Annotated in this window: 11 protein-coding genes and 1 pseudogene; 6 read left to right on the top strand and 6 right to left on the bottom strand. The window is 71.0% G+C overall.

Annotated elements, in window-relative coordinates; all coding sequences use genetic code 11:
• Window positions 1-769 (top strand): VWA domain-containing protein (locus E1267_RS39865; RefSeq protein WP_132340871.1); only part of this gene is annotated, 769 nt, incomplete at its 5' end.
• A gap of 202 nt (window positions 770-971) precedes the next feature.
• Here E1267_RS39865 and E1267_RS39870 read toward each other — a convergent pair.
• Both E1267_RS39870 and E1267_RS39875 read right to left on the bottom strand, forming a co-directional pair.
• Window positions 972-1610 (bottom strand): response regulator transcription factor, encoded by a 639-nt coding sequence (locus tag E1267_RS39870; RefSeq protein WP_132340873.1) that lies wholly within the window; start codon window positions 1608-1610, stop codon window positions 972-974.
• Window positions 1598-2803, bottom strand: a complete 1206-nt coding sequence (locus tag E1267_RS39875) for a sensor histidine kinase (protein WP_246064590.1) — start codon at window positions 2801-2803, stop codon at window positions 1598-1600. Before E1267_RS39875 ends, E1267_RS39870 begins: the two co-directional genes overlap by 13 nt.
• 110 nt (window positions 2804-2913) lie before the next feature.
• Between E1267_RS39875 and E1267_RS39880 the strand changes: the two genes are divergently transcribed.
• The 4 genes from E1267_RS39880 to E1267_RS39895 all read left to right on the top strand — a co-directional run bounded on the left by E1267_RS39880 (window position 2914) and on the right by E1267_RS39895 (window position 6512).
• A complete protein-coding gene (locus E1267_RS39880; protein ID WP_132340877.1) occupies window positions 2914-3147 on the top strand; it encodes a hypothetical protein in 234 nt (77 codons plus the stop codon).
• Complete coding sequence (locus E1267_RS39885; RefSeq protein WP_132340879.1) at window positions 3144-3890, top strand: ABC transporter ATP-binding protein; 747 nt, start codon at window positions 3144-3146, stop codon at window positions 3888-3890. The genes E1267_RS39880 and E1267_RS39885 overlap by 4 nt, the downstream gene beginning before the upstream one ends.
• A gap of 645 nt (window positions 3891-4535) precedes the next feature.
• The gene (locus tag E1267_RS39890) at window positions 4536-6347 is read left to right on the top strand and encodes an FtsX-like permease family protein (protein ID WP_165960068.1); all 1812 of its coding nucleotides are present in this window, start codon (window positions 4536-4538) and stop codon (window positions 6345-6347) included.
• Window positions 6348-6350: 3 nt separating this feature from the next.
• The gene (locus tag E1267_RS39895) at window positions 6351-6512 is read left to right on the top strand and encodes a serine hydrolase (protein ID WP_132340881.1); all 162 of its coding nucleotides are present in this window, start codon (window positions 6351-6353) and stop codon (window positions 6510-6512) included.
• Between the two features lie 130 nt (window positions 6513-6642).
• On the opposite strand, the pseudogene E1267_RS47735 reads toward E1267_RS39895, so the two are convergent.
• From E1267_RS47735 to cofD, 4 genes and pseudogenes are all read right to left on the bottom strand, one after another.
• Window positions 6643-6720: pseudogene (locus E1267_RS47735) on the bottom strand (carbohydrate-binding protein); the annotation flags it as partial.
• A 97-nt stretch (window positions 6721-6817) separates the two neighbouring features.
• Window positions 6818-7372: a lytic polysaccharide monooxygenase auxiliary activity family 9 protein gene (locus E1267_RS39900; RefSeq protein WP_220449901.1), complete on the bottom strand. Its 555-nt coding sequence runs from the start codon at window positions 7370-7372 to the stop codon at window positions 6818-6820.
• Window positions 7373-7463: 91 nt separating this feature from the next.
• Window positions 7464-8840 carry a coenzyme F420-0:L-glutamate ligase gene (locus E1267_RS39905; protein ID WP_246064592.1) on the bottom strand — a complete coding sequence of 459 codons (1377 nt, stop codon included), beginning with the start codon at window positions 8838-8840 and terminating at the stop codon, window positions 7464-7466.
• Complete coding sequence (cofD, locus tag E1267_RS39910) at window positions 8837-9775, bottom strand: 2-phospho-L-lactate transferase (RefSeq protein WP_132340883.1); 939 nt, start codon at window positions 9773-9775, stop codon at window positions 8837-8839. The genes E1267_RS39905 and cofD overlap by 4 nt, the downstream gene beginning before the upstream one ends.
• Window positions 9776-9956: 181 nt before the next feature.
• Here cofD and E1267_RS39915 point away from each other — a divergent pair.
• Window positions 9957-10402 (top strand): hypothetical protein (locus E1267_RS39915; RefSeq protein WP_132340885.1); only part of this gene is annotated, 446 nt, incomplete at its 3' end.

Consider the following 10402-nt stretch of genomic DNA (forward strand, 5'->3'; position numbering starts at 1 on the left):
CAGGTCGGGGGACGGGCGGCAGGGGCCGCTCTCTCCTGGGCCGCAGATCCCCTCGGCGGCGCCGAGGACCAGGCCGTCGGTGTCGGCGCAGGACATCGACGCGGCGCTGGCCGCCTGGAGCAGGCTGGCCCCGCCGACGAACATCCTGGTGCTGGCCGACGCCTCCAAGCACATGGCGGAGAAGATGAACGGCAGACCCAGGATCAGGGTGGCGCTCGACGCGGCCCGGATCGGGCTGAGGTTGTTCCCCGACTCCACACACATGGGCCTGTGGGAGTTCGCCGACCGGCTCGGCGGCATCAGGGACCACCGGGAGCTGGTCACGCTCGGGCCGATCAACGAACCCGAGTCGGGGCAGGTGATCCGGCGCAGCCGGCTGGACGAGCTGACCCGCACGATCGCCGCCCATCCGAAGGCGGACAGCTCGCTCTACGACTCGATCCTCAGCGGATTCCGCAAGGTCAGCGGCGACTACCGCGAGGAGATGAACAACTCGCTGCTGGTGATCACCGGTGGCCGCGACGACGGCAAGGGCACGGACCGCGCGCGGCTCCTCGACGCGTTGCGGCGCGGGTGGGACCCTGACAGGCCCGTTCAGATCATCATCATCGCCTTCGGCAAGGACGTGGACCGGGAGAGCCTGTCGCAGATCGCGGACGCCGCGAACGGCTCGCTGCACGCGGCGAGAAAGCCGGAGGAGATCATCGACGTCTTCCTGGCCGCCCTGGCCCGCCGCCTCTGCCACCCCACCTGCAAGCCGACGACCTGAGACCCGCGTAGGGCGTCCGGGCAGCGTCCTGTGCCGTTCGCGAAGCGGAGACGTGCCGCGGGAAGGAACCGCCAGCCGCAAGTCCCGCATGGATCAGCGCACCCGAGAACGCCCCCTGTCCTGCGGACGTCGGTGCGGACCGTCGATGAGCATCGCCGGTGAGCCGCCGAGCGGCTGCATGCCTCGCAAGACGCAGAGCGTGTCACCCTTCCAGATAGCGCAGGACTGCGATGACCCTGCGGCTCACGCGTTCGGTCGGTGCCAGTTCGAGCTTGCCGAAGATGCTGCTGATGTGTTTGTGCACCGTGCCCTCCGTGATCTGCAGACGCTCTGCGATCACGATGTTGCCGAGCCCTTCGGCCAGCAGCGCGAGCACCTCCCGCTCTCTGACGGTGAGGCGGTCCAGCGGGCCACGGCGGCGGGTGAACAGTTGCGCGACCACTTCGGGGTCGATGGCCACGCCACCGGCGGCCACCCGCTTCAGCGCGTCGAGGAACTCCTTGAACTGCCCCACGCGCTCCTTCAGCAGGTACCCCAGACCACGGGCGCCGCCGGCCAGCAGTTCGGTGGCGAACGCCTGCTCGACATAGGCGGACAGCACGAGCACGGCCAGCCCGGGGTGTGACCGCCTGGCCTCCACCGCGGCTTGGATACCTTCGTCGGTATGGGTGGGCGGCATGCGGACATCCACCACCGCCACGTCAGGGGAGTGCCAGGCGACCGCGGCGAGGAACTCCTGCGGATTCGAGACGGCCGCGACGACTTCAAAGCCTTCCCCGCCGAGCAGCATGACCAGTCCTTCACGCAGCAGGGTGTCGTCCTCAGCGATCACGATGCGCACGGTAGTTCCACCTTCATCCTCGTCGGCCCGCCTTGGGGACTGGTAAGTGTGAATGTGCCGTCGTGTGCTTCCACACGACGGCGGATGCCGGCCAGGCCCGATCCGCCGCGTTCCCATGCGCCTCCGATACCGTTGTCCTCCACCTCAACTCGGAGAACCTCGCCGTGTCTGGCGGCTTCGACTCTGAGACGTGTGGCCCTGCTGTGCTTGCCTGCGTTGGTCAACGCCTCTGCGACCGTGAAGTAGGCGGTCGCCTCCACAGACAGGGGCAGGTGCCCGAGTTGGCCCACGCGAAGGTCGCAAGGGATGGCGGAGTCGGCCGCGACCGCGCTGAGCGCGCCCGCGAGGCCCCTATTCGCCAGGATCGGTGGCAGGATGCTGCGGACTACGCCGCGCAGCTCGGTCAGCGCCTGCTCGGCGGCCAGCTGGACACGGTCGAGCGCGGGCCCGACGTTCGCCGGGTCACGTTCCAGTGCTCGCTTGGCCGCCGTGGCCATGACGACGACTGCGAGCAGCCGGTTTTGCGCACCGTCGTGGAGTGCGCGTTCGATGCGGCGGAGTTCGGCCGCGTGCGCGGCGAGAGCGCCGGCCCGGGTGGCGGTGAGCCGGGCGACCCGCTCGGAGAGGTCCACGGACGGGTGCGGGCTGAGCAGCCGCCGGCCGGGCAGGGACTGAAGACGGGCGATCGGGCGGCCGCACAGTATGCTGATGGCCAGCCAGACGAACCCCGACAGGCCAACCGCTATCACGCCGGGCCAGGTGTGTACGGGAATGCCGAGGGAGGAGCCGGTTTCACCCTCGGGCAGGAGGTGCCACCACAGGGGAAACGAGGCGTCGCGCACCCCCATGATCGGCAGAGTGATCCCAACGAGGCCGAGCGGGAGACCCACGGCGCTGTGGACGGCGAGCCAGGCCAGGTCGCGCCAGGTCGCCGGATCAGTGCGCCAGCCTTTGGCGGGCCTCGTGGCCGGATAGGGGCTGACCACGTGCTCGCCCCAGCGGCCCAGCCTGGCTCGTTCCCGCTCGGCCACCGATCGGGTCACGGACAGCATCGGCTGCACCATCGGCAGTCCGATCCCGATCAGGCATGCGGGTCCGACGACCACCCAGCCGGCCACCGTCGCCAAGGCGAGCAGGGCGGTGCCCAGCCCTCCCGCGAGGCGGTCCAGCGCCTCGAAGGCGTCACCTGTCACAGCCGACACCCTAAGTCAGCCTCAAGGCGGCGCCATTCCAGCCAGCTCTACCACGATTGGCCAGGTGGCGGGGTCCCCGCGGCCGCGGCGCGTCCCTAACGTCTGGGGGCATGGACGATCCCTACCGTATCGGCCCCCAAGAACAGCGGCGGCCCGCATCCCGACGAAACGGCTGGGCGCTGCGTGCCCTGTTGTGGGCGATCCTCGTCATCGCCGTATCCGTCAACATCGTCGCCGGCACGATCGGCCGTGGCAGCCTGCTCGTCGGATTCCCCTCAGGGCTCGTGGCGGTCGCCTGCATCACCGGCCTCATCGTGCACCACGTCAGGTCCGGCCGCCGGTGAGCCACGTCGTCACCTTGGACCGGGTCACCAAGGCCTATGGCGAGGTACGCGCCCTTGACGAGGTCACGCTCGCCTTCCCACGAGGCAGGTTCGTCGCCGTGATGGGCCCGTCAGGGTCCGGCAAGACCACGCTGCTCAACTGCGCGGCGGGCCTGGACCCACCCACGTCGGGCTCGGTGGTGATCGGCGGCGTGGACCTCGCCCGGCTCTCGGAGACCAAGCGGACGGAGCTGCGCAGAAGACATGTGGGCTTCGTCTTCCAGTCCTACAACCTGCTGCCCGCGCTCAGCGTGCAGGACAACATCACGCTGCCGCTGCGGCTGGCCGGGCTCCGCCCGGACCGGTCCTGGCTGCGTGAACTCGTGGCGCGGGTGGGGCTCGGCGACCGGCTGCGGCATCGGCCCCCCGAGCTGTCAGGCGGCCAGGAGCAGCGTGCGGCGATCGTGCGCGCCCTGGCGGCCCGCCCCGACGTGGTCTTCGCCGACGAACCCACCGGCGCCCTCGACCGCGGCAGCGCGACACAGGTGCTCGACCTGTTGCGGGAACTGGTCGACGAGCTCGGCCAAACCGTGATCATGGTCACGCACGACCCGGTCGCCGCCGCACGCGCCCACCAGACGCTGATCATGGTGGACGGGAAGGTGGTGGGCCTCCTCCATGCCCCCTCCGCTGACGACCTCGCCGCACGGCTGGCCCGGCTCGACGGCGAACCGCGCATGACTTCGAAAGGGGTTCCTCAGTGATCAGAACCTCTCTGGCCTTGTCCAGGATCGGCGGGCTGGTAGCGGTGTTCTGCGCCGTGCTGGGCGGAATGGCACTGGTTGTCGCGACCGGAGTGATCGCGGAGTCGGGGTTGCGGTCCAGCGTGACCGCACAGCGGCTGGTTCACGCCGACGTGGTGGTCTCGGCCAGGCAATCCCTTCCGCGGAAGGAAGATCTGCCGGTGGCCTTGCCAGAACGGGCCGTGCTGCCGACGTCGTTGGTTACCCGGCTGATCGGGTTTCCCGGGGTGGCTGATGCTACGGGGGACGTAAGTTTTCCCGCCGCCGTCGTCGTTCCGAGTTCGGAGGTCCCGGCGGTTGAAGGCGATCCGGCGACCGCGGGCCATGGCTGGTCGTCGCTCACGCTCACCGGATCGTTGCGAGCCGGCCGTGCGCCCCGCGGTCCCGGCGAGGTCGCCCTGCCGCGCGGCCGGCTCGGCCAAGAGGTCCGGCTCGTGGCCGGCGGCAGGTCGGGTGTCTACCGGGTGACCGCACTGGTGGACGCTCCTGGCCTCTATTTCGCCGATGCCACCGCGGCCGACCTGGCCGGCCGGACGTCTGGGCCACGCGCGAAAACCGTCGACCTCATCGCCCTACGCCTCGCCCCCCGGCGCGAACATCGAAGCCGTGGCAGTCGAGCTTCGCAAGCTTCTCGGCGAACGATACGAGGTGGCGACAGGACGTTTCATCGGCGACGCCGAATCTCCTGGCATGGCCACCGCCCGCGGACTGCTCATCGTCCTGTCAGGTTCCATCGGAGGCATCAGTCTGCTCGTCGTCGGCTTCGTGGTCGGCGGCAGCCTGTCGATGTCGATCAACAGGCAACGCCGCGACCTGGCTCTGATGCGGGCGGCAGGCGCGACCCCACGCCAGGTCAGACGGACGATCGCGATCCAGGCCGCCGTGGCGGCCACGGCGGCGCTCGCCCCGGGGATCGTGCTCGGTTACCACCTGGCCGGCCGATTCGGCGGCCTGCTCGTGTCGACAGGCGCGCTTCCGGCTGCGCTGCCCCTGGTGTACAGCCCGCTCTCGGCGCTGGCGGCCACGCTGCTGCTGGCGGCGGTGGTCAGGGGCTCGGCGTGGGCGGCCTCGCTGCGAGTGTCGCGGGCGTCGGTGCCGACGGCGCTGGCCGAGTCGCGCAGCGAGCCAAGAGAACCCTCGAAGGCCCGGACCGCCGTCGGCATGCTGCTGATGCCGGCCTCACTGGTGCTGTCGATCACCCCGCTGCTGATCCGCACCGAGGCTGCGGTGATCGGCCCGGCGAATGCCGCCCTGCTGGCGGTGATCGGGCTGGCGCTGGCCGGCCCTCACCTCGTACGGACAGCGACCGGCGCGCTCGCCGACAACCTGCCTGCCCGGATCTCCACCGCCGCCTGGCTGGCCGTCAACAACGCGCGCGGGTACGCGCTCAGGACCGCGGGCGCAGTCGCGGCCATGGGCATGGTGGTCACCCTCGGTCTCAGCTTCACGCTCACCCAGACCACGATCATGACGGCAAGGGCCGACGAGGCCGCGCTCGGCCTGCGCGGCGTGCGGGCCATCACGGCCGACCGCCTCGGCGGCGTCCCTCACGGTCTCGTGTCCGAGGTACGCGCGACGCCCGGCGTACGCGCCGCCACCTCGATCGCCACGACCACCGTGCTCACCCGCCAGCTCGCTTTCGGAGACGATGCCGGCCTGCAGGACAGGACCGCCCTAGTGCTCGGTCCCGACGCGAACGGAGTGATCGACCTCGGCGTCGCCCACGGCAGCCTGAGCGACCTCCAAGGAGCCGCGATCGCCGTGGACGAGCGCGTGGGTGCGGTGGGCGAGAGCCGCGACCTCGTCATGGGGGACGGCGCGGCCGTTCGGGCCCGTGTGGTGGCGACCTACCGGCGCGCGCTCGGCTTCGGGCCGCTCATCGTCTCCCGCGATCTTGCCGCCGGTCACACCACGACGGGGCTCGCCGCGGCCATCCTGGTACGCCCCGCGTCGTCGGGCGCACCGGAATTCGGCGCCCTACTCGCGCGATGGCCAGGAACGGAGACGACCGAGACGCCGCTGATCACGCGGCCAGGCGCCTTCCCCGCCGAGGTCGTGGTGAACCTGGCGGTCCTCGTTGTCCTCCTGGGATATGTGCTAGTCGTGGTCGCCAACCGCTTGGTGGCGACCACGACGGCCAGGCGGGAGGAATTCCGCGCGCTGCTCCGCTTGGGGACCACACCCGGCCAGCTCCGCAGGATGCTTTGCTGGGAGGCCGTGCTGACCGCCGGGGCTGCGGCCGGAGCCGGCGTTGTGCTGGCTGCCGTTCCGCTGACCACGCTGAGCATGAGCTTCCTCGGACGCCCGTGGCCGGCCGGGCCGTTGTGGCTCGTTCCCGCCTGCGTCCTGCTGGTGGGCGTGGTGGCCTGGCTCGCCACCGTCCTCCCGGCCAGGCCGGTTTACACCGGCGGCGGCTGACGGGTGAATGCCGACCGCCGGGTGGTCGCCGCCTCCGTGTTCAAGATTCCGATCATGCTGGTCTACGCCGAACAGGTCGCGCGCGGGCGGCTGGACCCGGCCGAACGTGTCACCGCCACCCAGGACGCGTCAGCGTGGGCCGAAGGCCGCTGGCCATCGTGTTGACCGCGGACAGCACCGAGACAGCCCGCAGTTCACCGAGGTCATCGACGCGAGCCAGGTGCCACGTTCGGGTGGCGGGCGGCCCAGGACACGGCCCCGCCGCATCCTGGCCGATCGACTTCGATACACGCCCTTAGACGCGCTGCCAGAGCGCGGGCACGTTGGGCGGCTCCCATCCGGCGATGGCGGTGTGCGCCTGGACGCACCGGTAGGTGGCGCCGTTGTAGGCCGCCGTGCTGCCGGCCGTGTACGCCGTGCCGGCCTTCCAGGTGCCCGAGGGCGTCGTCGGGTCATCGGTCGGGGTCGGGTCAGGAGTCGGCGTGACGGTGGGGGGACGGGTTGGGGTTGTTCCCGCCGCCGATGTTTACGTCGATGCAGGAGTAGAAGGCGTTGGCCGTGTCGGCGATGTTCCAGATCGCCAGGATCTTCTGCCGTCCGGAGAACCCGGAGAGGTTCACCGTGTGCGACACGGTGGGCGGGGGCTGCCGGCCGCCGCCGTCGACGACGGCCACCCGCGTGCCGCCGATGTAGTACTCGAAGTCACGGGTGGCGTGCTGGACGGTGAAAGTCCAGGTGAAGGTGGTCGTGCCGCCCACCGAGGCGACGGGCCACGGCTTGCTCTCGTCGCTGAGCTGGGCGAACTGCGGGAGGTTGGCGTGGCAGCTGCGCAGGCCCTTCGGCCCTTCCACCGACTGCGGCTCCCAGACGATGCTGCCGCAGTCGGGCACCTTGCCCTGGGCGCAGTTGGCCTGGCGGCTGGGCGGCGAGTTCACGTAGCCGTGGGCGAACGCCGGTGCGGTGTTGAACACCGTGGTGGCCAGCCCGACCACCACCGCGGCGAACAAGGTGAGGATCCTTCTCATCCGGCGGCTCCTTTACATGGGGGGTAGAGCAAATGTAAAGGAAAGTTTCCTAACGGTAAATGCCCCACTTGACCGGAGTTCCGTCACCCGGTCAACGCGTGACGATGAAATCGTCGGGGTCACGCGGCGCCCGCTCGCGCGGCGGCGCGGCCGCGTGCCCGACCGCCACGCAGCCCATCGGATCCCACGACCCGGGCAGGCCGAGCACCTCACGCACGACGGGCCGGCAGAACATCGTGGACGACACCCACGCCGAGCCCAGCCCTTCGACGGCGAGCTGGATGAGGAAGTTCTCCACCCCGGCGCCCGCCGCCACGACGAACATCTCCCGCTCGGAGGCGTTGCGCCGCTCGTCGCGGTAGGTGTGGGAGCCCTCCGTCACCAGGCACGGCACCACGAGGTAGGGCGCGTTGCGCAGCACGTCGCCGCGCCTGACCCGCTTGGCGATCGACTGCTCGGTGAACCCGTCGCCGCGCAGATCGGCGATCCACGCCTCGCGCATCGCGTCGAGCAGCTTCGTCCTCGTCTCGGGCGACTCGACCAACACGAACCGCCACGGGGTCGTGTGGTGCGGCGCCGGCGCGGCGATGCCCGCCGCCACCGCCCTGCGCACGGCCGCCGGATCGACCGGCCGGTCGGCGAACTCCCTGATCGTCCTGCGGGCGAACACGACGTCGCGCGAGCCGTAACGGAACAGGTCTTCGTCGGCCGGGCGGACGAGCGGCCTGACGCCCGGCCCGTCGTCGTCGGTGACCAGGTGGGGCAGCCCGCGCACGATCGCCACGGGAACCCCGTCGAGCTTGCCCTTGACCAGCTCGGCCGCGCTCGCGATCTCGTCGGCCAACGCCGTGACCGTCGCGCTGAGTTCGTTGCCGTAGCCGTCGGACGCGCCGCGGAAGTCGTCGAGCGGCCGCACGCCCGCCGCGCCGATGGCCACGTCGGTGAGACCGTTGCGCCACGGCCGGCCGAACGTGTCGGAGACGATCACCCCGGCGCGCACGCTCAGACCGGCCCTGACGCGCCTGGCCGAGGCGTCGGGATCGAGAGGCAGGAGCAGCACGGTGCCGGGCTCGGTGTTGGAGGCGTCGACGCCGGCGGCGGCCATCACGAAACCCTGGCGGGTCTGGGAGATCACGGTGTCGCCGCGCCGGGCGACCACGCGCTCGGTCTCGTCCTCGATGGCCTGTGTGCGGTCGGGCGCCCGCCGCACCCGGCCCTCCGCCTTGCTCACGATCTTGGAGGTGATGACCACGATGTCGCCGTCACGCAGCCCGGCGTCCTTGAGCAGGGCCGCCACGTCGTCACCCGGCCGTACCTCGCCGATGCCCGTGACGGCGACCACCTCGATACGCCGCGAGGCAGCCCCGGCCCCGGCTCCGGCGGGAGCGGTCGTCCGTGGGGAGGCGGCCGGGGGCTCGGCAGGGCGCTGCGTGCCGGGCTCGGGGGCCGGGTGCTGGGAGGCGGTCATCGGGCGAGCTCCAGGGCGAGGTCGAGTGCGGTGCGGGCGATGCCGGCGGCGGCGTCGCGGTCGTGCATGAGGAGCGGCCCGGCGAGCACCCTGACGTCGTCGAGGGCGACCGCGTGGTCCTCCTCCGCCACGAGCCAGCCGTCGATCAGGTCGGAGCCGTACAGCTCCAGGACGGCCTGCGCGGTCGTCTCCACCCCGATGGCCGTCAGGCAGGCGTCGGCCATGCCCCTGACCGGCGCGCCGCCGATGATCGGCGAGACGCCGACCACGGTCTTGGGCAGCAGGGCGTCGCGGATGCCCGGGACCTGCAAGATCGTGCCGATGCTCACCACCGGGTTGGACGGCGGCAGGATGACCACGTCGGCCTGCGCGACGGCCTCCAGCACGCCGGGCGCGGGCTTGGCCGTGTCGGCCCCCACCAGCGCGAACGACTGGGCGGGCACCGAGGCTCGCAGGCGTACCCACCACTCCTGGAAGTGCACGGCGCGTTTGCCGCGCTCGTCCTCGATCACGACGTGGGTCTCGCAGCGGTCGTCGGTCATCGGCAGCAGCCGCACGCCGGGTTGCCAGCGCGTGCACAGCGCCTGCGTGATCTGCGAGAGCGGATAGCCCGCCTCCAGCATCTGCGAGCGCACGATGTGGGTGGCGAAGTCGCGGTCGCCCAGCCCGAACCACTGCGGCTCCACGCCGTAGGCCGCCAGCTCCTCCTTGACGACGTGGGTCTCCTTGGCCCGGCCCCAGCCCTGCTCCTCGTCGATGCCGCCGCCCAGCGTGTACATCACAGTGTCGAGGTCGGGGCAGACCCGCAGGCCGAACAGGGTGATGTCGTCACCCGTGTTGCCGATGACGGTGATCGAGGCGTCTGGCTCGGTCGCGCGCAGGCCGCGCAGGAAACGGGCGCCGCCGATGCCGCCGGCGAGGGACACGATGTGCATGCGGCCCAGTCTTCCACCGGGCTCCGGCAGGGCTGTCCCTGGACCGGTTCTCAACCCACTGAGACCCCTGTACGTGCGGGTATTTGTAGAATTGGGATGGAAGAGGTTTCTGGGACTCCCGCGAGCCTCGTCGGTGATGTGGCAAACTCCCTTCGGGCTAAAGGGTCCGATGGGGGTAGTTGTGAGCAAATTTGACGTAGCCCGGCTGAGGGAGCCGGCCGCCTGGGCCATGGTCGTCCTGGGGCTGGTGTACGTGCTCGTGAGGATCGGGCGCGTGCTCGTCGGCGACCCCGACACGACCATCATGGAACGCGCGTCGTGGAACACCCTCGACATGACGAGCCCGTACGTGGTCGCCCTGTTCGTGGGGTCCGTGCTCCTCCTCACCAAGCTCGGCGAGCCCTCGCCCAAGGCCAAGCCCGTCGCGTACGCCGCGGTGGCCGGGCTGGGGATGGGCGCGGTGGGTGGCATGTTCTCGCTGGTGCTCGGCGTGTTCACCGGCGACGGCGCCCGTTCCGCGGTGGAGCTCGTGCTGCTGGGCGCCCCCGCGCTGGCGCTGACCGCCATCGCCCTCGTCTACCTGCTGCCGCAGGTCGTCCCCGACCGTCCCGCCGCCCAGGGTCACCC

Origin of the sequence: Nonomuraea longispora, from assembly GCF_004348345.1 — a bacterium.
Taxonomy (GTDB): Bacteria; Actinomycetota; Actinomycetes; order Streptosporangiales; family Streptosporangiaceae; genus Nonomuraea; species Nonomuraea longispora.